Here is a 21,813-nt window from a genome sequence, read left to right as displayed (position 1 = left end):
CGGTTGATTTTGTCAGTCCGATTGGCAATGAATCCGGCAAACGCCAAGATGAAATGAAGCGATTCCATTGCCTGCCTGATTCGAAAGAACAGTCGATTGGCTGGTGATGGTTCGATTGTTTCCGATCCGCCCGACCTGCATGGCCCGCGAACCAATGCCCGAAACTCCGAAGATTCAACCCGTTTCAATTGGCGACTACGTGTGTGGCCCGGGAGAACCACTGTTGGTCATCGCTGGACCGTGCGTGTTGCAGTCGCGTGAATTGGCGCTCCAAATCGGCGAGGAATTGGCTCGGATCAACCAGCGTCCCGACGTTCAGGTGATCTTCAAAGCTTCGTTCGACAAAGCCAACCGGACCAGTTTGGCATCGCAACGCGGCCCGGGGATCGAACAAGGACTCGGGCTTTTGGAGGCGGTTCGGGCGAACACAGGTTTGCCGGTGACGACCGACATTCATTTGCCGGAGCAGGCCGCGATGGTGGGCGAGGTTTGCGATTTGCTGCAGATCCCGGCTTTTTTGGCGCGTCAGACGGATTTGTTGGTCGCCGCGGCGGGCACGGGGCGTCCTGTGAACGTCAAAAAGGGCCAATTCATGTCGCCGGGAGACATGCGGTACGTGATCGACAAATTGCGAGGGTCCGGCGATGGCGGCGTGATGGCTTGCGAGCGGGGCACGTTTTTCGGTTACGGGCGGTTGGTCAACGACATGCAGTCGATTCCGATCATGCGGTCGTTGGGAGTCCCCGTCGTTTTTGATGCGACTCACAGTGTCCAGCAACCGGGTGGCTTGGGCGGGGCGACGGGCGGAAATCGGGAAATGGTTGAACCATTGGCTCGCGCGGCCGTAGCCATCGGGTGTGACGCTCTCTTTTTCGAGACGCACCCCGACCCAGAAACGTCGCCGAGTGACGGGCCAAACATGATCCCGCTGGACGAATTCGCGGGAACGTTGGACCGCTTGTTGCGATTGCGAGAGACGGTCGACAGCCTCGATGGCTGACCGGCATCTGCGATGCAACGTTTCGAAATGCTGTTCTTTTCTTCGCCGCTCTGTTTGTTCCCGCCGTGCTCCACTTCGCCAAACAAACCATGACGTTCGCTTCTTCGCCCGCTTCGGTTCTGGCCTGGATGGCATCTGCCGCGGTGTTGCTGGCCGGATGCACCGACGACTCGGAAACCGTTCGTCGGATTCAAACCCAGCGTCAGGTCGCACTGCAACAACAGTCCCAGCAGGATCACCTTGGGGAAACCGTTTCGCTGCTCAGTCAGTTCGTGGGGTTGAACGAGGAAAAAGCCAGTCGGCAAATTTCCTATCACTTGAACCAGTGGTCCCAGAATCAGTCCAGCGACGATGGTTCGGGCGAGATTCCCGAGTTGGCGTCCACGCTGACGGATGTCATTCCAGAGGAAAACCTGCGGGCGGAAATCCTTCGAGAAGAGTTTCAACCGACCGATGTGACCGTGTTGCGAGACGCCTATTTGTTTCGTCACGCCGTGCAGTGGATGGACGATCCCATTCGCGAAGACCCTTTGCTGGTCGATTGGTTGAAGGGATTGTCGGCAGAGATTGGCGAGGACGCAGCCGCTCAACTTCGAACCGCCTGCCGGTTGTTCGACTGGACGATTCGCAACATCGCCGCGGAGCCGCTCGACAGTTCAGAAGGGGTACCTCCGCAAATCCCGCGACCAGCCCTGCCGTTCGGCATGAAGCTGGAGGGACCCGGCTATCGGCAAACGCTTTATCAAACCATTTGGCGAGGTCGCGGTGACCCGATACAGCGTGCCAATGTCTTCACGGCTTTGTGCGAGCAGGCCGGCGTTCGAGCCGCCGTGCTGGCTTTGCAGTCGGATGAAGACGGTTCGTTGACACCGTGGTCAGTGGGCGTTTTGGCGGGAGATCAGATTTATCTGTTTGAAACGGAATTGGGATTGCCGATTCCGGGGCCAGACCAAGTTGGCATTGCGACCTTGGAACAGGCTCGCAAAGAACCGACCGTGATGCGTCGCTTGGATGTGGCCGGTTACTTCGACTACCCACTCTCGCGGACCGATGTGCAGCAGAGTGTGGCTCTGCTGAACGCCCGAATCGAAGCCATTTCACCACGGATGAAGAAACTGCAAAACGGTCTGACGGGTGATCGTCGGATGACACTGTCGATGGACGTGGACGCCGTGGCAAAGCAGTTGGACGCGATTCCCGGGATTGCCGGGGTGCGGATTTGGTCCCTTCCGTTGTTGAGCCAGATTTATCAAGCCGAGGCGGAACGGATGGTCGAGCGAGACCCATTGTTCTCGTTTTGGTACCTGTCCCGCTGGGCGGTGTTGGATGGGGAAGACGACATGGCTCGCAACCTTTCCAGCGGACGTTGGCAGCACCTGACCGGGCATTTCTCGGACGATGATATCGAAGGCGTCAAAGGGGCCCGGACTCGGTACTTGGAACAGCGTGCTCCCGAGTTTGAGATTGAAGACTTGCGAATCAACGTCGACTTGCAGAAACGCTACGGTCTGCGACGCGGGCTGGGGATTGAGAGTTCTCAGTACGATCAACAACTGCAGCAGATTCAAATGTTCATGCGATTGGGGAAACGCACGGCCACTCATTGGCTGGCGTTGGTTCAGTACGATGATGGGCGATTCGACACGGCGGCCAATTGGTTCGGGAAACGAGTCTTGGACGAAGACCAGATGTCGATGTGGGAAGATTCCGCTCGTTACAACTTCGCCCGTGCCAAAGAACACGCGAAAGACTGGGACGAAGTCGAGGAGTTGCTGAAATCGGAGCGGACTTACAGCGAGCATGGCAATCGGCTGCGAGCAAGATTGATCGCGAAGACATTTCAAGAGTGACTTCGACGAGGTGCGGTGATACAATGGCCCCTGTCGGCTTTGGGGCGGAATACTCTTCCGTCCTCCCACCTTGGGCCGTCCCTGCCACCCTCCCTCCCGCCAGCAAGCGATCCGACGATGCTCGTCCGCCAATCACGTCGAGACCAGCGGTCTTTTGATGCGCGCCGCCTTTCGGCCATCCGTTCGTTCTGCGCTTGGAATCTGAGTCTCTGTCTCGCTGCATCACTGGTCTTTTCGGGCGGTGCGAACGCCGATGAACTCGACTTCTTTGAAGCCAAAGTTCGACCATTGCTGATCGAGCGCTGCTACGAATGTCATTCCAGTGAATCCGGCGAATCGATGGGAGACTATCGACTGGATTCTGCCCCTGCGATGAAGGCGGGTGGATCACGGGGGGCATCGATCGTCCCTGGCGACGCGGACGCAAGTGTGTTGGTGCGAGCGATCAGCTACGAAGAATCCGGGTTGGAGATGCCACCGGATGAAAAACTCAGTGACGAAGAAATTGCGATCCTGAAACACTGGATTGAATCCGGGGCAGTCGATCCACGCGAAGAGGAGCATTCGGTCGCCGAGTCGCTTTCGCCTCTCGAGCGAGATGTCAATTCGCATTGGGCGTTTGTTCCCCCGACACGTGTGAGTGGCGAGGAGTTGCGTGCAAGCCAAGTTGCCACGGATGCAAACTCACGCGATTTGATGGATGACCTTTCGGCGAAGCACGCCGGCGAACTGGGGATTTCTGTCAACGAGATGGCGGATCGGGACACGTTGCTGCGACGGTTGCATTTTGATTTGTCCGGTTTGCCACCGACGTACGAGGAACTTCAGTCGTTTCGTGAGGATCGTCGTCCCGATGCCTTTCAGCGTCGTGTGAATCAGATGCTGGCAGACCCACGGATGAGCGAGCGGATGGGGCGGCATTGGTTGGACGTTGCTCGGTACGCCGACACCATTGGATACACCACTGCGGGCAAAGAACGCACGATCAAAGGATCGCATCGATACCGAGATTGGGTGCTGAAAGCGTTTGCCGAAGACATGCCATTTGATGAGATGGTGCGTCATCAATTGGCGGGTGATCGAACCGATCCCAAGAACGAAAACGGCAACGCCGACGCGATGGGATTCATCACCATTGGTCGGAAGTTTTTATCAAACGATGACACCTTGGACGATCGCATCGATGTGATCACGCGAGGATTGTTGGGGCTGACCGTTTCGTGTGCTCGTTGTCACGATCACAAATTCGATCCGATCCCCACGATGGATTACTACTCGCTTTACAACGTGCTCAACAACAGTGTGCCACCGGAGGACTTGGACGCGGCGCCGAGTCCATTGATGTTGGTGGATCGAGACAAACTACGGGGGCAGCAGATTTACATTCGTGGTCAGCGTGGGAACCGTGGCGAAGAAGCACCGCGTCAGTACTTGACCGCGTTTCGCAAAGCGGAGGAACCGCAGTTTGAGGCGGGCAGTGGCCGACTGGATCTGGCCATGAAAGTCATTTCTCCCGAGAATCCGTTGACCGCTCGCGTCTATGTCAATCGCATGTGGGGGCATTTGATTGGACGGCCGCTGGTCGATTCACCCAGTGATTTCGGGTTTCGGACCCCCGCTCCAGCGATCCCCGGGGTGCTCGATGACCTAGCCGTGGACTTTCAAACGCACTGGAGCACCCAGCGTTTGATTCGCCGCATTTTGTCCACTCGAATTTATCAGCAGTCATCCGCCGTCAGTGCGGAAGCTTTGGCCCGTGATCCGACCAACACCGCACTCGCAAGAGCGGAACGACGTCGGCGTGAATTCGAGTCCTTGCGCGACAGCATCTTGGTGGGGGCGAATCTGATGGATTGCCGGTATGGAGGTGAGTCGGTCGAGATCACATCGCCGACCGTCACGCCTCGCCGGACGTTGTACGCGATGATCAATCGCCAAAACCTGCCGGGATTGTTTCGCACGTTTGACTTTGCAAGTCCGGACATGCATTCGCCGGAACGCTACGAAACCACGGTTCCGCAGCAAGCTCTGTTTTTGCTGAATCATCCCCAGCTGGCTTCGGCTGCCTTGGCGACGGCACGTGACGTCCGGCGTGCCAGTTCCGGCGAGTCCGCGAAACAAGTGACCGAACTGTTTCAGCGTTTGTTGCAGCGAGAGCCCACGGCCTCGGAGTTGGAGCAAGCGGTCTCGTTTGTCTCATCAGCTGAGTTGCCACCTTTGGTCGAGGCGGACCCGCGTGAGTTGTGGACGTATGGGACGGCAACCTGGAAAGACGACCAGCTTGAAGGGTTCACGGCCTTCCCGACTTTCGAAAAGAACGGCTGGCAGATTGAGAGCGAGTATCCCAGTCCGGGATCCTTCAGCTACGCACGGCTGACCAACGAGGGCGGGCATCCCGGCCATGGCGACAACGGTGCCGTGGTGCGTCGTTGGAGGAGTCCCGTGGATGGCGTCGTCAAAGTTATCGGAATGGTCGGCCACCGGGCGAAAGAAGGTGATGGGATTCAGGCGGTGATTCGGATCGCTGGTGAGGTCGTGTTTGACGAAAAACAATTCAGCAGCAATCGACCTCTGCCAGCCAGGAAACGAAAGATCCGCAAAGGCGAATTCGTCGAATTCATCGCTCACAGCGGTCCGACGTTGAGCCACGATAGTTTCTTTTGGCGATCGAAGATTTCAGCGACGGCGAATGATGGGGCTGTCGTCGAAGCCAACTCCGTTGACGATTTCAGTGGCCCCTTTGAAAAGACCGAACTGCCTCACTTGGATCGCCTGGCTCAATTGGCCCAGGTGTTGTTCCTCACCAACGAATTCGCATTCGTGGATTGAATCATGAATTTACCTTTGTCTCGTCGTGATGCATTGAAAGTTTGCGGGATGGGCTTTGGCTCGCTCGCACTGACCGACGCTCTGTGCCGTGAAAGCGCTGCGTCTGGGTTGCCCAACCCAGCGAACTTTGGTGGGGAGGTGATGCCACACTTTCCCGCGAAAGCCAAGCGTGTCATTCACTTGTTCATGAATGGCGGTCCCAGCCAAGTGGACTCGTTCGATCGCAAGCCTGCGCTGGAGGAGTTCGATGGCAAGTCGGCTCCGATGGCCAATTTGAAGACCGAACGGCCCACGGGCAACGTGATGCGGTCGCCCTACAAATGGGACCAGTACGGCGAGTGCGGGTTGGAAGTCAGCGAGTTGTTCGAGCACACGGCCAAGCACGCGGATGATCTGTGTGTGGTCAACAGCATGTACGCCGACGTTCCCAACCATGAGCCTTCGTTGTTGCTGATGAACTGTGGCGAGGCTCGGTTGATCCGGCCCGCGATGGGATCGTGGTTGACCTATGGTTTGGGCAGTGACAACGAGAACCTGCCCTCCTTCATTGCGATGTGTCCAGGTGGGTACCCGATCAAAGAGTCACAGAACTGGCAGAATGGTTTTTTGCCAGGCAAGTACCAAGGGACTTACATCGACAGCAGTTTCGCATCGGTCGAGCGATTGCTGGAGAACATCCGAGGGCGTTCGGTCCATCCAACCAATCAACGCGAGCAGTTGGATCTGCTGGCCAAACTGAATCAGCAACACGCAGCTCAGCGTGGAAGCGACCCTCGCTTGGAATCTCGCATTGAGTCGTTCGAACTGGCCTATCGCATGCAAAGCGAAGCGTCCGAGGCTTTCGACATCAGTCGCGAAACGGAAGAAACGCGGCAAATGTACGGCGAGGGTGATTTTTCGAGGCAAGCCTTGATTGCTCGGCGGTTGGTCGAGCGTGGTGTTCGCTTTGTGCAGCTCTACACCGGTGCTGGGCAACCCTGGGACAGTCACGATGATTTGGACAAGGCTCACCGACGAGTTGCGAAGGGCGTCGATCAAGGGATTGGAGCGTTGCTGACCGATTTGAAGCGGACCGGATTGCTGGACGAGACGCTGGTGATTTGGGGCGGTGAATTTGGGCGGACGCCCGTGGTCGAAATGCCCAAGGCAGGGTCCAACCAAGGCAAAATGAACGGCCGCGATCACAATCACTACGGGTTCACGATGTGGATGGCCGGTGGCGGGGTGAATGCAGGAACGCGAGTCGGGGCAACCGATGAGCTGGGGTTCAAAGCAGTCGAAAACCGAGTCCATGTGCATGACATGCACGCCACGATTCTGCGGCTGATGGGCTACGACCACAAACAGTTGACGTACCGCTACGCCGGTCGTGATTTCCGTTTGACCGACGTTCACGGGCGTGTTGTTGACGAGATCATTGGTTGATCAGAGTGCCCAACCCAAGGCCTTTCTATTCCGGCTCCTCAGCGTCGTCGTGCTCAGCGAAGCGGTGCTCGTAATCTCGCTCGATCTCAGCATGGTCCTCCGCTGCGGACTCCGCGACACCATCGGGATTTATCGCGAGATCATCGCGAATCGCTGAGCGATGGTGATGTCTCCAACGATCGAGCCACGGCGTCGATCGAGAGTCGGTCAATATCGAGTCATTCGTGATCCAATGATTGCGCGGACAATCGCGTCTGGTTTCGATCACGATTACGAGCACCGTCGCTGGCGCGACTGAGCACGAGCACGAGTTTCTGGAAAGCTGGCTGGCACCTTGTGCTCTTGCGTTTTGTGCTCCGTTTGCCCCGGATGGGGCTGCCGTCCTTCGCTCGGGGCGGAAGCCCCGAGACCGATGGCGGACCCCAGCAGGTCGCCCCGGACGGGGCCGTCGTAGGCACTTGAGCTTCGGCTAGGCGTTCGCGTTTCGAACCGCGACGAACGAAGCAAGCTGCTATTGAAAGTGACTCAACCTTCGCGTTCACGCAAAGTCAAATCCGCATTGGAGATCCCTCAGGCTGGCCGCATGCGTTTCCGCCAGCGAGTTGGCTCTGACGCCGAATGGAAAACGCCGCCGAAATGGAGTTGGTTTTCCGTTGCGCGGAACACGACAACGTAAGGGAATCTGGAAAGCATTGCCCCGCGTGTCGGCGGATCGGTGTACCCGAACGATTCAGGGCGGTCGCGAATTTCTACAAGAAGTAGATTTCAGTGCGTCCCGAAAGCGATTGCCAAGATCGATCGCGATCGCGTCGTAGTATGAAAGAGCATCGGTGACGTCGGACGGGAATTCTGGGCTGAATCGATCAACGCGTTTCATCTACCTGTCGCCACATTTGCTCTTCGGTCAAGCAGGCTCCCGGATCGCGTTCCATCGCCTCGAATCGACGATTCGACTCGTCCCGAACCCACTCCGGTAAAGCTGGGCTGTCCCTTCGAGAGGCAATTTGATCCCAAAGCTCAGTGATAAGCTGAAGTTTCTCGCTGACAGGCAGATCGGCAAGGTCAGAAGCGCGAACCATTCGGGGGTCTCCGGTGATGATGAGGCGAGCTCATTGTAGCATGTCAGGCGTCTGGGATCATGGGCCGGTGAGGGCCCGCATTTCAGTCGGTGAACGAATTGCGATCTATCCGCTGGTCGAGCGTTGAAAAAGATCCGCGTTGCGGTTGAGTTTGGTCACCTGACTGGTGGATCGATCGTGTGTTGAACTTTGTCGCCGCACTGGGGAGGCGAGCAACGAAGCGACCGGGACGCTCCCTGTCGCGAAATCGAGTCTACCAGATACGACTCTTGGGGGACGGATGGTGCCGGCCACTCTACGACGCTCCCCAACTGCGGATGCCGTGCCGTTTTTAAAAAGAGGTTTGGTGGGTGCCACGAAACGAACACGGTGGTCCAATGCTGGCGCGGACAATCGGGGCTGGTTTCGATCACGATCACGTCTGCCGAAACCGGGCGTGAACGGAAGACTTTGATTTCAGTTTCCGCGTGAATCAGTTTCCTGGTTCACGGCTTGTTTGCATTGCCGCTTTCAACTTCCTGAGCACCGGAAACCAGCAACACCTCGGCGACAAGCATGCGGTGGTCTGACAAGAGCGAAGGAATCACCTTGTAGTCGATGATTTGCCAGTCGTCAGACGCGAGGATCCAGTCAATCACAGAACCGGGATCGCTTGAGTGGAAGGTAAACTCAGATTCGCCCGAAGGGGAATCAATGGGGCGACGTTGAAAGAGAGCGTTTTCGTCAACCTTGTCAATCGCATTTCCCTCTGATGCATCGGTTGTCGACCGAGGAAAACCTGTGGGTGTTGAGTTGAAGTCGCCGGCAATCAGCTTTGGTTTGGTCACATTCATGAGCAAATCGACTGACTTCGTTCGAACACCTTCATTGCGATGTGATAGATGCACGCCAGCAACATCGATGAGTGTCCCTTCAACATCCACGACGCATTCGAGCCCGCGTTTTTTGCCCGCAAGCAGTGTCTCAGCGCGCGAATAGCTTGGGAAATCAATGACCGTCGAGTCGCGAATCGGAAAACGAGACAAAACCGCGTTTCCAAAACGCCATTTCCAGAACAAGACGCGGAAGTCGAGGTTTCGTTGCTCCGCGCGGTACGGGTAGCCTGCCTGTTCGGCAAGGTACTCCGCTTGGTTAACGGAGAAGCTCCAAGAAGAGTCGAAATCGACCTCATTCAAGACAACGATGTCCGCATCAACGGACGCGATCTGTTTCGCGATTTCGTCCAATCGCTGCTGACGCATGGCTTTCGATTCGCCAGTCCAGTTTGATTTCGATTGGCCGCGACCGTGAGCAATGTTGTAACACGCAATGCGCAGGGGCCGCCCATTCACAGATGGGGCGTCCATCGACGTCGATGCGTGGGCGGACAGGCCACGCCATGAACTGGCAATCCGGCTGACGATATAGGGGACGAAAATAAGAATCAGGACGAGGCAAACAACGCGAGCAATGATGCGACGTCGATTTACCATGCCATTTCGGCTCGCATTGGAGGCTATCAGTTTTGGATCGACCAAGATCGTAATCCAGCGGGGCCGTGACCAGCGTTTGAATCCAGAACAAACCCGAGGGTGAATCCCGAGTCGAGCCGGACGAGGCAATCAGGGGCGTGTGGATCGTTGCCACCAACATACTCGATTTGATTTCCGTCGAGAATAACATCCATCAACGTCAACGAAGTGAAAAAAAAAGAGCAGACCCGAATCCGGGAAGAAGTTGGGGCGAAGTATCCGCGAGATCTGTTGGCAATTGATCTGGCCCAAAAACGTCATCGGCTCGTCCTCCCAAATGGGCCAATCAAACGATGGTGGCACGTCAGGCTCCCCACCGAATTTCGAGACGCCAATTGGCGTTTGGGAGTCTCTTGTCCGCTCCGCCGAGAGCCGAACACACTCGCGCGACAACTCATGCAAAGCATCTTTCAATCTGGAAAGCCGATTGGATTCGATTGCAGAGGAAAGGCTCATGTTTTGTTCCCAACAACGCTAGCAAGTCGGCGAACGTTTGGGTTTTGCGAGCCGGGACGGTTGATGTTCTATAGCCAAGCGTTCGCAGGCCTAGTTCGGCAACAACCCTTGGTTCTTGCGTTGGGCTTGCATGGCGACCGGCTCACCGATGGGGCGGGCCCTCCTGATCGAAGAATACCGGCTGAAACGGGACCGAGCAACAAACGACTGAGCAAACCAGCAAGCCGGCGATGGTCAGTGTGTGGGGCGACCTGAATTCGTGCTCGTGCTCGTGCTCGTGCTCGTGCTCAGCGAAGCAGTACTCGTGCTCGAATGCATCAGGGAACCCCGCCTCCGGCTCAACTGCACCATCAGATTCCATCGCGATTCGGAGCAACACTGCAACCATTCGGTGCAGCATCGCTTGCGCCGCCGTACCGTGCTGGGCCGTGACGCCCTGTGAGTTGATCGTCGCCGGTTTCGAAAACGAGTGCGAGTACTGGGCTGCGCCCTGAGTACGAGAACGAGTTATGTGCAATGGCTTTGGGTGGATGGCACCGTACGGCCGTACGCGAGCCAGGATCGAGCGCACCGATCACCACGGACGACGGAGCGTGAGGTTTCAATCGCCTGCGGAACGATAGCGACAACCGCGTCGGCCAGATTAACGCTTGGATGACCGCAAAACGTCGTGGCCGTCTGCGGTTGATCGCTTAATTATGCCTCGCTGACTACAGGCGATGAACCACTTCGATGTGAAAACAATCGGCGAATGCCGTACCCAAACCAAGAAATGATCCATAGCAGTTGAATTGGCGATACGGCTGTTCCGGATGCAAAATGTTGCATGTTACCGGAAAGCGTCGTCGGCAACTCGATTAAATGATGTTGAGGCGGTGGAAGTGTTCCATCTCTCGCAGAATAAATGAATCGTAGCAATGCCCCGACGTACTCAGCATCACGCGGGTTCGCGGGCGACATGCGTAGTAGCTTAGAAAGTGAATCCTTGTCCAAGCTTGACGTTTGATTGCCCGCGACAATCGTCAATTGCTCAAGGTCTAGATTTGCTTCACCTTCGTACGGAACGCGGTGGAACATCTCCCATTCGATTCGTAACTCCGTGTAGTGCGGACAAGTGTGCCCCCATAACATGAACCTTGGCGAAGTATTGCCCTCAATGCGGAGTGATCCAGAAGTGTCGTTCGCCGCATCTGGCCAAATATGAAACGAGGCGCCGAACCAATGTGAAATCACACCAGTCCCAGCACCGGCGCCTCCCCCTGTTGAACCAAACGCCAGGAAGGAGATAGCGAAGAAGCCGATCAAGAGAATCGCCACCCACTTTCCAAGCTGTATTAGGCGATCAATCATGTTGGCGAACGTTTGGGTTTTGCGAGCCGGGACGGTTCATGTTCTATAGCCAAGCGTTCGCAGGCCTAAGCAGGTACGCAGGTGTCATCGGGTATGTGAGCCGTTGGCGTTAGCCACGGTTTTCACGCGCAACCGGGGCTAACGCCCAAACGGCTCACATGGTTGTGCCCGATCATTCCAGCCGACCTGCTTAGTTCGGCAACAACCCTTGGTTCTTGCGTTGGGCTTGCATGGCGATCGGCTCACCGATGGGGCGGGCCCTCCTGATCGAAGAATACCGGCTGAAACGGGACCGAGCAACAAACGACTGAGCAAACCAGCAAGCCGGCGATGGTCAGTGTGTGGGGCGACCTGATTTCGTGCTCGTGCTCGTGCTCGTGCTCGTGCTCGTGCTCGTGCTCGTGCTCGTGCTCGTGCTCAGCGAAGCAGTACTCGTGCTCGAATGCATCAGGGAACCCCGCCTCCGGCTCAACTGCACCAACAGATTCCATCGCGATTCGGAGCAACACCGCAATGATTCGGTGCAGCATCGCTTGCGCCGCCGTACCGTGCTGGACCGTGACGCCCTGTGAGTTGATCGGCGCCGGTTTCGAAAACGAATGCGAGTACCGGGCTGCGTCCTGAGTACGAGTGCGATCTCAGTGCAAGGTCTTTGGGTGGATGGCACCGTACGGTTGGAGGGAAACGGTGGCGGGGCCAGAGGGTCGGTGCGGATGCGATATGGTTTTGACGCAGAGTCGGTGAGACGCGGGGACGCAGAGACTCGGCCGTTGCCCCGAACTCACCTTCCGTCTTCTGGCAAATTGCATCCGTGGAGAAACGTTCTCTCTCGAGCGATTCCATGCGTCTCTGCGCCCTGGCGTCTTTGCGTCGAAACGAACCCTGGCTCCTCGCGGATCCGCGCCGTTGTGCTCAACGGCGTGCAGGGACCGCTCCCCAGCTGCGTTCGAGGCCGTGCAGTTTTCTGGCACCGCGTTTTAGCGGGGTTTCGCATGTTGCACCTCTCCCGAAACGAAGTTTGGGGGGAGGTCGAGCGACGCCGTTCAGGCGTACGCGAGGGAGGGGGCCGAGCATGGGAGGCGTCGCGCGTGCCCTCCCCCGGAAATCTCGCTGAACACTCGTTTTCCGACCCCTCCCAACTTCGTCGGGCGGGGGTCGCAAGATGTTACGAGCACGGCTCTTCAAAACTGCACGGCCTCCGTTCAGGAGAGCTGATCCACTCGCTTGCTGCGCTGGGTAGCGTTTACGCCGACGGAGGGCGTCCGTTGGCTACATGATCGATGGCGTGGGTGATCCAGCCGCCGCCGAGGACGCGTTCGCCATCGTATACGACGGCGGCTTGGCCTGGTGCGACGGCGGATTGTGGTTCGTCAAACATCACTTTCATTTGGGTTGGATCGGATGCGTCGATCTCAACTCGCCCGGGGTGAGGTTGCCCGTTGTAGCGGATTTGGATGCCAACTGATGTGGCCTCCGCAAGCTCTTCTGGTGTCACAAGCCAATTGCATTGATCGGCGACCAATCCTGGACGCAGCAGCTCTTCTGATCGCCCGATCACGACGCGGCGAGTGTCTGGTTCGATGCGGATCACAAAGTGAGGCTCGCCCATGGCGACGCCGAGTCGTTTGCGTTGGCCAATGGTGAAGGCTTCGAAGCCGTTGTGTTCGCCGACCACCTTGCCGTTGGTGGTCACGATTTCGCCGGCGGTTGCGCCGACCATTTCCGGGCGTCGGGACTTTACAAAATCGCTGTGGTGACCCTGCGTGACGAAGCAGATTTCCTGGCTGTCCTTTTTGTCTGACACACCCAGTCCGAGCGAGGTCGCCATGTCGCGAATTTCAGGTTTGGTGAAATCGCCAACGGGCAGCATCATGCGTGGCAAGCGAGCGGGGTCGATTCCAAACAACGCGTACGATTGATCCTTGTGACCGTCCAAGCCTCGGTGCAGTTCGGAGCGGCCGTTGGCGTGCACCATTCGGGCGTAGTGCCCTGTTGCGACGAACTCGGCGTCGACACCATCGGCGTAATCGAACAAACGTCCGAACTTGATCCAGTGATTGCACTTCACGCACGGATTGGGTGTTCGCGCGGCGAGGTAATCGTCGACGAAATAGTCCACGATCTTGCGAAAGTCTTCTTGCAGGTCGAGGGAGTAAAACGGGATCCCCATCGACATCGCGACCCGGCGAGCGTCGGCGGCATCGGTCGCGCTGCAGCAGCCCTGTTTGTGGTCGGCTCGTTTACCACCTGCGGACTCGCCCAGCACGGGAAGATTCAGGGGATTGGCGTTTTGGGGTTCGTCGGAATCAATTCGGCAGGCGGCAGCGGATGCTTCGCCGTGGCGCATGAAGACTCCGATCACCTCGTGACCGTCACGCAACAACAGGTGGGCCGCGACGCTGGAATCAACGCCGCCACTCATCGCGAGAACCACGCGAGACATGTAGAATCCGTTTTCGAAGAAAAAAATTTGGCGGACCTTGCACACGCCGTGCACGGCCTCGCCGGTTCACCATCATATCCGAGAGGGACATTTCGTCATGGACGCTGAATTGACGCAACGCAGCCAAGCGATTCGCAGCCGCCTGGTCCAGCTACAGGACTCTCTTTGACCACGCTGGCAAGAACCAAGCGATCAAAAAGATCGAAGCCCAAATGGGGGCGCCCGATTTCTGGAATGACAGTGAAGCGGCTCAAAAAGTCGTGATGCAACTCAAGGGGCTCAAAGGAATTGTCTCCCCGTTGAATGAGCTTGAGTCCTCTGCAGAGGACTTGGAAGCCCTCTTCGAAATGGCAGAGGACGATGATTCGATTGTCGATGAGGTTCGGTCAGAGATCGATCGCCTGGAGGGCGTCCTGGATGACTTGGAATTGAAGGCTTTGTTGAACGGGCCGAATGATTCCGCGGGTGCGATCGTGACCATCAACGCTCGCGATGGCGGGACGGACGCGAACGACTGGGCCGACATGCTGCTTCGGATGTACTCCGCTTGGGCGGTGGGACAGGAATACAAAATCGAATTGCTGGACCGTCAAGAAAACGAGGAGGCGGGGATCAACCATGCTTCGATCGCGGTTCGGGGGCCGATGGCGTATGGCTATCTCAAGGGGGAGGAAGGCATGCACCGGTTGGTTCGGATCAGTCCATTCAACAGCGAAAGCAAACGCCAGACGAGCTTTGCTGCCGTGAGTGTTGCGCCTGAGATTGATGATTCGTTCGAAGTGAATGTCGAAAAGAAGGATGTTCGCGAGGACACGTATCGGGCCAGTGGAGCAGGTGGTCAGCACGTCAATAAGACGGACAGTGCGATTCGGTTGACACACATTCCCACCAACACGGTTGTGCAATGCCAGAACCAACGAAGTCAGCACCAAAACCGGGACACCGCCTGGAAGATGCTGCGTGCCAAGTTGGCACGAATCGAGGAAGAACGCCGTGAAGCGGAGGAAGCCAAGAAGTACGAGACTCAGGCAAGAACCGGTTTCGGGAGTCAGATTCGCAATTACTTCTTGCACCCCGATCAACGCGTCAAGGACGCTCGGACGGGGCATTACGTCGGCAACTTCAACAGTGTGCTCGACGGCAGTGAACTGCAGGGGTTCTTCGACTCGTTCCTGCGTTTGAAGGCGGGGAAGACGGAAGCCGTCCATTCCGACGACGACTGATTCGCGTCGTTGATCCACTTTGTTGGATCAACCCAACGGCCAAAAAAATACCTGCGAGGACCGTGAAGTCCTCGCAGGTATCGTTTGGTTTTCTCTGTGGTGATTGCGTTCTTGGCGATCACTCTGTGGCAAGCATCCTCAGCTGCCGTAGTTGTTGTCCAAGGTCAGGCCGCCTTGAGTCTTCTCGTCTGACTCCAGTTTGTCCTGGTGATTTTGAGCGATGCGTTTGACTTCGCCCACGACATTGGAGGCGGCACGCAGCTCAAAGGACGTGAAGTAAGGCTCGTTGCCGGTGTACTGGCTTTCCTTGCGATTCTTCTCGGCCAGTTCGCTCCATGACATTTTGTCGGTCAGGTGCCAGGTTGCGGCTTGGGCGGTGTTTTGAGCGATGAGTCCATTGCCCAGAGCTTCGCACAAGGCCGTCACAGCAGGGTCTTGGGTGACTTGGTCGAGTGGTGCGATGGTGTATTTCATTTTGGCGTTGGGTTCAGGTTTGCCATGTTCCAGGCAAACGGTGTTGAGAGCCATTTTGGTCGTGCGTCCGGGTGCGACTCGCATGAAGCCACCCATTCCGCCGCCCATGCCTCCGCCCATTCCACCACCCATGCCGCCGCCCATGCCACCACCCATGCCGCCGCCGCCGCCCATGGCTTGACCGCCGCCACCGCCACCCATGCCTCCGCCCATGCCTCCTCCCATTCCACCACCCATGCCGCCGCCCATACCACCACCCATGCCGCCCATCATGCCTTGAGCAAGAACTGGAACGCCAGCGAAGGCGGCGGGAACGTGGATGTGCAGAGGTTTGTCAGTCAGGTTCTTGACCAACAAGTTGGCTTTTGCAGACGATTGAGGGATGAATTTGGCCTCGACCGTTCCGGCTTCCATGGCCTCGAACAAGCCATTGACGACGGTTTCTTCACCACCAGCATTGGCTTGGGAGGGCGAAGCAAGTCCCGCGGCGGCGAAACCGAGAGCGGCAACGCACATCAGAGAGGTCATTCCGGAGAACGAAACTGGGGTGCGACGAGAGAAGAAGTGGCGATTCACGGTCAACATCCTGAGAATCAGTGTGCAGGGAGAAGTAATGGTCGGGCGCTGAAGACAAAATGGATTTTAGACGGCGAGATCCACCATTGATTCGGCACCGTTGGCGATCAGTCCCGCGGCCAAGCTGTCCGTTTCCATTGAATGCAGGCAGCAATTCAGCGGAGGGAAGGCTGGACCGGGAGCGATCGGGGTCGAATCAGTATACTTGGTTGCCGCGCCGGGACCAAATTTTCTTCCTGGGTTCCCGTCGCATTTGCACGGGAAATCGACGGCGTTGGCGCTGGGATCTCACCCCTGATTCGGAGGCGGGGAGTCAACCATCCTGCCCGCGGACACTTTGCCGGTATTGCCCAGGGGTCAAACCCAGGTCACGTTTGAACACGTAGTGCATGTATTCCGGGTGATCGAAGCCTGCCCGATAGGCGATTTGTTCGGCGGCCATTTCGGTGGTGACCAGCAATTCTCGGACGCGTTTGAGTTGGACGTTGCGGATTTCCTGCTGCGGGGTGCGTCCCAGGTAGCGACGGAGTTGTCGTTCGAGGGTGCTGCGGCTGACCGCAACGTTTTGCAGGACTTCGTCGACCGTCAGGCCTTCGCAAGCGTGTTGCCGGATATAAGCCAGCGCCGAGGCAACTTCGGGGTGGTCGATGGCAACGACATCGGTGGAAAGTCGGGTTGCGACTCCAGTGGGCGCCACCACTTGCTGTGATTCGTGGTGCGATTCGCCCTTCATTTGGCGAGACAAACGTTCCGCGGCGAGGAAGCCGACCGCTTCCGCGTTGGGGATCACGCTGGACAGTGGCGGTTGGCAGAATTGGCAAAGCAGTTCGTCGTTGTCGGCCCCGATCACGGCAACTTCTTCGGGGACGGTCAGTTCCAGGGTGGAACAAACCGCCAGGACATGTTGGCCGCGAAGGTCGTTGCAGGTGAAGATTCCGCAGGGTTTGGGCAACGCTTGCAGCCAATCCGAGATGGATTGTTGGTCCTCCTCCCAGGGTCGGGCCAGATTCATCCAGGGCGAGTTGAACGAATCGCACTGGCATCCTTCTTGTTGGACCGTTTTGGTGAACGCTTCTTGGCGTCGATGCGACCAGGCTTCGAAATCAAAGCCGCAGAACCCGAAGTGTTGGAATCCGCGTTCCATCAGGTGGCGGGCGGCCATTTCACCAATTTTGGCGTCATCGCTGCGGACGTGCGCCTTGTCGACTTCGCTGCGATCGTTCAATTCGATGACCGGAATGTTCCGCTGGACGGCGGCCTCGATCATTTCATTGGTGGATCCTCGCGAGATGATCCCGTCGCCCTGCCAATCGTTCAGCCAGGCCGGTGGCGACGTCATGAGGTCGCGTTGTTCGAGGAAGACCGACCAATCTTCTTGCGTTCGCATGAAACGCATGATTCCAGACAGCACTTCACGTCCGTAGACAGTCGCGGTTTCGACCATCAGCGCCACGTGAGGTTTGGAGCGAGCAGGTTTGTTCAACGCGCGTCCTTCAACAGTAAAGTCAGTTGATTAGAGAAGGCGACCGGGATCGCAGAGGAGAGTGTGATCGCGTCAGCTCGTTTCCGCAAATTGCGCTGCCGCTTCTTCGTTGTCGGGAGAGTTTTCGGATTGTTCCGACTCGCGTTTTTTGCGACCGCTGATCGGAACCGCCAAAGGGCCGCCAAACGCATCGTAAACCACCAAGAAGTTCAGCAGCCCTGCGATCATCGTGTACCAGGTGCCCATTTCGTAGCCCGAGCCACGCCGGGCATACCAGGCGGCGACTTCATCGGCCTCGGATTCGTCGACGGGACGGTGTGGGGGCGCCATGAAGCCGTTCCACCAAGGTTCGTAGTCCTGACGAGTTCGCCCGCGATTGTCCGTCGCCAGGCGCATTCGATTGCCCTGAACCAGCGCGGGGAGTGCGGCGGAGCCCACTCCGGCTTGGAGGAAGTAGTGCCAGCGTTTGTCGCCGGGGTACCACGAGGCGTAAACGACGTGAAAGCCGCCCAGTGCAAATCCCAGGGTCCAAATCGAGAGAATGCTGATCACGAACAAAGTGCCCTTGGTGTGGCGACCTTGGTAGTAATGCCCTGCTCCGGGCACCAACCAAGCCAGAAACGCCGCTAAATAGCGATTCCGCAAGTTGACTTGGATCCCGTCGACCTCGATCTGAGTGTCGCCGTTGAAGACCTTGGGATTGACCTGAATGGGTTCGTTTTTTGAGGGGGCGCTTTTATCGGAGGCTTGGTTTGGGTCGGAGCCGTTGGGACTCGCGCCTGCGGTGGTCTCAGCGGCTCGAGATCTGCGTGAACGTTGGGCCATGAGTGATTGGGGACTGACGAAAATTCGGAATGCGGGCAAATGCCCAAACGGAGGGGCAGGCTTGAAGCGTGTCATTTTGCGAGATTCAGCCCGTGGGCGATAGCCAGTCCCTCCAATTCCATGGATTGGATCCTCCATTCAGTGATTTGGTGCCACCCGGAAAGGGGTGAGCTTGCCGGGCAAAATGTCTTAGGGTGAACGGTTGGTTTGGAGGGGCCTTCTCGCACGGGCGTCAAGTGGATCATGATCGAAGGGTGGATCCGTGCCACTTGAGTGTGTGGAACGGCAGAAAATAGTTCGTGGAGGCTGTAAGGGGTGGGGTGACGCTGTATGGTATGTCGTCTCGCTGAAACCCCCTTGCATGATGCAACCCCCGAGGATGTCCATGAACACCACCACGCTCGTTTCCTTTCTGTTCTTCACTGGTCTGGTAGCGTTTCTGACTTGGTGGAAGACGCGTGGCAGCGACGTGGACACCGATGAGGGTTATTTCTTAGCCGGTCGTTCGCTCACTGGCGTCTTCATCGCGGGAAGTTTGCTGCTGACCAATTTGTCCACGGAGCAATTGGTGGGGCTCAACGCAGACTCCTTCAGCGATGGGTTGTCGGTGATGTGCTGGGAAGTGGTCGCGGGGATCTCACTGGTCGTTTTGGCGCTGGTGTTTTTACCTCGGTATTTGAAATCGGGGATCGCGACCATCCCGCAGTTTCTGGAGGAACGTTACGGTCGCGGGGTGCGTGCGTTGACGGCGGCAATTTTCATCGTTGCCTACATGCTGATCCTGTTGCCATTTGTCTTGTTTTTGGGCGCCAACGGGCTCAACAGCATGTTGTCGCTTCATGTTCGGTTCGGGGTCACCGACTACCAGATGATTTGGATGTTGCTGGTCTTCATCGCATCGTTGGGCGGTGCCTACGCGATCTTTGGTGGATTGCGTGCCATCGCGGTTTCCGACACGTTCAACGGTGCCGGGTTGTTGGTTGGCGGTTTGATGATCACCTACTTTTCGCTGCAGGTTGTCGCGGGAGACGAAGGTGGAATTGGGGGCGCACTTCAGAAGATTCAGGAAGCGGATCCCGACGCATTTCGGTCGCTCGGTGCAGCGGACGAATCAACTCACTGGCCAACGTTGTTCACGGGAGTGTTGCTGCTCAATTTCTTTTACTGGACCACCAACCAGCAAATCATTCAGCGAACTTTCGGGGCGAAGAATTTGGCGGAAGGTCAAAAGGGAGTCTTGCTGGCCGCGTTCTTTAAGATCTTGGCCCCGTTGATCCTCGTGTTGCCTGGGATCGCAGCGGCGTATCTGGTCATCACCGCCGAGGACCAGCAGATGATTGATGCCGTCGGGTTGAATGCCGACGGCGATTGGAAGTCCAGTCAGGCCTACGGTGCGTTGGTCGCACGAGTGTTGCCAGAATGGTTGCTCGGGTTCTTTGCTGCGGTGGTGATCGGTTCGATTCTTTCGACGTTCAATTCGGTGTTGAACTCGGCGGCAACGTTGTTCTCGTTGGACGTTTACAAGCAATACATTCGGCCGGATGCGACCACGAAACAGGTGCGTTTCTCAGGCCAGGTTTGCAGTTTCGTTGTTGCCGTTTTTGCTGTCATCGCGGCTCCGCTGGTCTTTTACGGGCGCGAAGGTGTTTTCAGTTTCTTCCAAGGTCTCAACGGGGTCTACTTCATCCCATTGGCCTCGGTGATTTTGTTGGGGTTGTTTCACAAGACTGCGGACGGGCGATCCGCGATGGTCGCGTTGATTGTCGGTTTGGTGTTGATGGTGATCGGGACCTTCCGCAGCGGCGGCGACGACGGTTGGCTGGTTTCCATCTTCGGCAATGGGTTTCACTACATGGGCGCGGTGTTTGTCCTGTTGGTCGCACTGCAGTTGGTGATGGTGGCGATGGGGATTCGTCGGGATTCGCCCTACGAGCAACGGGATGCCAAATTGGTTGACTTGACCCCGTGGAAACCGGCTCCTTACGTCGGCGGCGTTTTGGTTCTGCTGTGCTTGGGCGTCTACGCGTACTTCGCGATTTAGGTTGTTCCATTCATCTCATCGTTCAAGCGGCGACACCGTGATTGGTCCAGCGGTCGTCGCAAGATCCCCTTTCCTTTCAAACTCACTTCGATCGCTTCTTGGAGAATTTGTATGAACCGACTCTTTGCACATTGGTTTGCGGGTGTGTTGATGCTTGGATGCCTTGCCGTTCCTGGCCGGGCACAAGATCAGATGCAGGTCGAGGACTTTGATTCGATCCAGCTGTACACACTTGAAAACAAGTCCGGTGCCAAGGTTCAGATCACCAACTTCGGTGCGATCGTGACCTCCATCGTGGTGCCTGATCGCGACGGGAAGTTGGGCGACGTGGCGCTGGGGTATGACTCCGTTGAAAGCTACATCAACGCAGTCGACAAGCCCTACTTCGGTGCGGTGGTTGGGCGCTACGGGAACCGAATCGCCGAGGGTGAGTTCACGTTGGACGGCGAGACTTATTCGTTGGCGACCAACAATGGCCCCAATCACTTGCACGGTGGCGTGATCGGATTTGACAAAGTTGTCTGGGATGCTGTGCCCACGGCGGTCAATGGAAAGCCAGCGTTGAAGATGACCTACCACGCGAAAGATGGTGAAGAGGGGTACCCCGGCAATCTGAGCGTCGCGGTCACTTACCAGTGGACGGACGAAAACGAATTGATTGTCCACTACGAAGCGACGACGGACAAAGCCACCCCGATCAACCTGACCCAGCACACTTATTTCAACTTGGCCGGAGAGGGCAACGGGACCATCCTCGACCACGAGTTGATATTGAACGCTTCGAAATTCACCCCGGTTGATTCGACCTTGATTCCCACCGGTGAATTGCGGGAGGTGGAAGGGACACCGTTTGATTTTCGAAAGGCGAAAACGATTGGACGCGACATCGGTGTCGACAACGAACAACTCGAATTCGGGCTGGGATACGACCACAACTTTGTGCTCGATCGTTCCGGTGAGCCAGGGGAAATGATGTGGGCAGCCCGTGTTCTCGAGCCAGTCACTGGCCGTGTCATGGAAATTCGCACCACTGAACCGGGGATCCAGTTCTATTGCGGGAACTTCTTGGATGGACGTTTGGAAGGGAAGTCGGGCAAATCTTACGTGCATCGAGGAGGGTTCTGCTTGGAGACTCAGCACTTCCCCGACAGCCCCAATCAGCCGACGTTTCCATCGGCGATTTTGAAGCCTGGTGAGAAGTATGACACGACAACGGTGTTCCGCTTCTCGACGAAATGATCCACGCAA

17 protein-coding genes are annotated in these 21,813 nt (G+C 57.1%); 9 read left to right on the top strand and 8 right to left on the bottom strand.

The window, feature by feature from the left end; translation table 11 throughout:
* The first annotated feature begins 139 nt into the window (after nucleotides 1-139).
* The 5 genes from kdsA to UH5x_RS10240 all read left to right on the top strand — a co-directional run bounded on the left by kdsA (nucleotide 140) and on the right by UH5x_RS10240 (nucleotide 7,261).
* Complete coding sequence (gene kdsA, locus UH5x_RS10260; protein ID WP_482635956.1) at nucleotides 140-1,000, top strand: 3-deoxy-8-phosphooctulonate synthase; 861 nt, start codon at nucleotides 140-142, stop codon at nucleotides 998-1,000.
* A gap of 89 nt (nucleotides 1,001-1,089) precedes the next feature.
* Nucleotides 1,090-2,850, top strand: coding sequence for a CDC27 family protein (locus UH5x_RS10255; RefSeq protein WP_236696393.1), 1,761 nt, complete (start codon nucleotides 1,090-1,092; stop codon nucleotides 2,848-2,850).
* A gap of 117 nt (nucleotides 2,851-2,967) precedes the next feature.
* The gene (locus tag UH5x_RS10250) at nucleotides 2,968-5,679 is read left to right on the top strand and encodes a PSD1 and planctomycete cytochrome C domain-containing protein (RefSeq protein ID WP_482635604.1); all 2,712 of its coding nucleotides are present in this window, start codon (nucleotides 2,968-2,970) and stop codon (nucleotides 5,677-5,679) included.
* A 3-nt stretch (nucleotides 5,680-5,682) separates the two neighbouring features.
* Nucleotides 5,683-7,104: a DUF1501 domain-containing protein gene (locus UH5x_RS10245; RefSeq protein ID WP_047815542.1), complete on the top strand. Its 1,422-nt coding sequence runs from the start codon at nucleotides 5,683-5,685 to the stop codon at nucleotides 7,102-7,104.
* Nucleotides 7,097-7,261, top strand: coding sequence for a hypothetical protein (locus UH5x_RS10240; RefSeq protein ID WP_482635603.1), 165 nt, complete (start codon nucleotides 7,097-7,099; stop codon nucleotides 7,259-7,261). The genes UH5x_RS10245 and UH5x_RS10240 overlap by 8 nt, the downstream gene beginning before the upstream one ends.
* 706 nt (nucleotides 7,262-7,967) lie before the next feature.
* Here the strand turns inward: UH5x_RS10240 and UH5x_RS10235 are convergent.
* From UH5x_RS10235 to UH5x_RS10220, 4 genes are all read right to left on the bottom strand, one after another.
* Entirely contained in the window at nucleotides 7,968-8,183 is a 216-nt protein-coding gene (locus tag UH5x_RS10235; RefSeq protein ID WP_482635602.1) for an addiction module protein, read from the bottom strand.
* A 485-nt stretch (nucleotides 8,184-8,668) separates the two neighbouring features.
* Nucleotides 8,669-9,655 carry an endonuclease/exonuclease/phosphatase family protein gene (locus tag UH5x_RS10230; RefSeq protein ID WP_482635601.1) on the bottom strand — a complete coding sequence of 329 codons (987 nt, stop codon included), beginning with the start codon at nucleotides 9,653-9,655 and terminating at the stop codon, nucleotides 8,669-8,671.
* A gap of 129 nt (nucleotides 9,656-9,784) precedes the next feature.
* The gene (locus UH5x_RS10225) at nucleotides 9,785-10,150 is read right to left on the bottom strand and encodes a DUF1963 domain-containing protein (RefSeq protein WP_482635600.1); all 366 of its coding nucleotides are present in this window, start codon (nucleotides 10,148-10,150) and stop codon (nucleotides 9,785-9,787) included.
* A 696-nt stretch (nucleotides 10,151-10,846) separates the two neighbouring features.
* The gene (locus UH5x_RS10220; protein WP_482635599.1) at nucleotides 10,847-11,500 is read right to left on the bottom strand and encodes a hypothetical protein; all 654 of its coding nucleotides are present in this window, start codon (nucleotides 11,498-11,500) and stop codon (nucleotides 10,847-10,849) included.
* A 341-nt stretch (nucleotides 11,501-11,841) separates the two neighbouring features.
* On the opposite strand from UH5x_RS10220, the gene UH5x_RS10215 reads away from it, so the two are divergent.
* Nucleotides 11,842-12,072, top strand: coding sequence for a hypothetical protein (locus UH5x_RS10215; protein ID WP_482635598.1), 231 nt, complete (start codon nucleotides 11,842-11,844; stop codon nucleotides 12,070-12,072).
* Nucleotides 12,073-12,743: 671 nt separating this feature from the next.
* Here the strand turns inward: UH5x_RS10215 and mnmA are convergent.
* Nucleotides 12,744-13,943: a tRNA 2-thiouridine(34) synthase MnmA gene (gene mnmA, locus UH5x_RS10210; RefSeq protein ID WP_482635597.1), complete on the bottom strand. Its 1,200-nt coding sequence runs from the start codon at nucleotides 13,941-13,943 to the stop codon at nucleotides 12,744-12,746.
* 97 nt (nucleotides 13,944-14,040) lie between these two features.
* Between mnmA and prfB the strand changes: the two genes are divergently transcribed.
* Nucleotides 14,041-15,166 (top strand): peptide chain release factor 2 gene (gene prfB / locus UH5x_RS10205; RefSeq protein ID WP_482635596.1). Its coding sequence is split into 2 segments (ribosomal slippage): nucleotides 14,041-14,109 and nucleotides 14,111-15,166, totalling 1,125 coding nucleotides; the frame shifts between segments, so codons are not numbered across the junction.
* A gap of 138 nt (nucleotides 15,167-15,304) precedes the next feature.
* On the opposite strand, the gene UH5x_RS10200 is transcribed toward prfB, so the two are convergent.
* The 3 genes from UH5x_RS10200 to UH5x_RS10190 form a co-directional block, all read right to left on the bottom strand.
* Nucleotides 15,305-16,168, bottom strand: coding sequence for a hypothetical protein (locus UH5x_RS10200; protein ID WP_236696392.1), 864 nt, complete (start codon nucleotides 16,166-16,168; stop codon nucleotides 15,305-15,307).
* A 361-nt stretch (nucleotides 16,169-16,529) separates the two neighbouring features.
* Complete coding sequence (locus UH5x_RS10195) at nucleotides 16,530-17,699, bottom strand: AraC family transcriptional regulator (RefSeq protein ID WP_315852651.1); 1,170 nt, start codon at nucleotides 17,697-17,699, stop codon at nucleotides 16,530-16,532.
* Nucleotides 17,700-17,771: 72 nt separating this feature from the next.
* Nucleotides 17,772-18,524, bottom strand: coding sequence for a DUF6677 family protein (locus tag UH5x_RS10190; RefSeq protein WP_047815614.1), 753 nt, complete (start codon nucleotides 18,522-18,524; stop codon nucleotides 17,772-17,774).
* Nucleotides 18,525-18,909: 385 nt separating this feature from the next.
* Here UH5x_RS10190 and UH5x_RS10185 point away from each other — a divergent pair, with 385 nt between their 5' ends.
* Nucleotides 18,910-20,565, top strand: coding sequence for a solute:sodium symporter family transporter (locus UH5x_RS10185; RefSeq protein ID WP_047815613.1), 1,656 nt, complete (start codon nucleotides 18,910-18,912; stop codon nucleotides 20,563-20,565).
* A 111-nt stretch (nucleotides 20,566-20,676) separates the two neighbouring features.
* A complete protein-coding gene (locus UH5x_RS10180; protein ID WP_047815533.1) occupies nucleotides 20,677-21,804 on the top strand; it encodes an aldose epimerase family protein in 1,128 nt (375 codons plus the stop codon).
* The last annotated feature ends 9 nt before the right edge of the window (nucleotides 21,805-21,813 follow it).

This window comes from Rhodopirellula sp. UH5 (assembly GCF_056839225.1).
Note: the sequence above shows the minus strand (reverse complement) of the source record. Positions and strands in the feature narration are given on the sequence as shown.

Coding starts and splice junctions, on each gene's coding strand:
- UH5x_RS10190 (WP_047815614.1), bottom strand. CDS start 18,524: ATGGCCCAACGTTCACGCAGATCTCGAGCCGCTGAGACCACCGCAGGC.
- UH5x_RS10255 (WP_236696393.1), top strand. CDS start 1,090: ATGACGTTCGCTTCTTCGCCCGCTTCGGTTCTGGCCTGGATGGCATCT.
- UH5x_RS10250 (WP_482635604.1), top strand. CDS start 2,968: ATGCTCGTCCGCCAATCACGTCGAGACCAGCGGTCTTTTGATGCGCGC.
- UH5x_RS10220 (WP_482635599.1), bottom strand. CDS start 11,500: ATGATTGATCGCCTAATACAGCTTGGAAAGTGGGTGGCGATTCTCTTG.
- UH5x_RS10225 (WP_482635600.1), bottom strand. CDS start 10,150: ATGAGCCTTTCCTCTGCAATCGAATCCAATCGGCTTTCCAGATTGAAA.
- UH5x_RS10185 (WP_047815613.1), top strand. CDS start 18,910: ATGAACACCACCACGCTCGTTTCCTTTCTGTTCTTCACTGGTCTGGTA.
- UH5x_RS10235 (WP_482635602.1), bottom strand. CDS start 8,183: ATGGTTCGCGCTTCTGACCTTGCCGATCTGCCTGTCAGCGAGAAACTT.
- mnmA (WP_482635597.1), bottom strand. CDS start 13,943: ATGTCTCGCGTGGTTCTCGCGATGAGTGGCGGCGTTGATTCCAGCGTC.
- UH5x_RS10230 (WP_482635601.1), bottom strand. CDS start 9,655: ATGGTAAATCGACGTCGCATCATTGCTCGCGTTGTTTGCCTCGTCCTG.
- UH5x_RS10180 (WP_047815533.1), top strand. CDS start 20,677: ATGAACCGACTCTTTGCACATTGGTTTGCGGGTGTGTTGATGCTTGGA.
- UH5x_RS10245 (WP_047815542.1), top strand. CDS start 5,683: ATGAATTTACCTTTGTCTCGTCGTGATGCATTGAAAGTTTGCGGGATG.
- UH5x_RS10200 (WP_236696392.1), bottom strand. CDS start 16,168: ATGACCTCTCTGATGTGCGTTGCCGCTCTCGGTTTCGCCGCCGCGGGA.
- kdsA (WP_482635956.1), top strand. CDS start 140: ATGGCCCGCGAACCAATGCCCGAAACTCCGAAGATTCAACCCGTTTCA.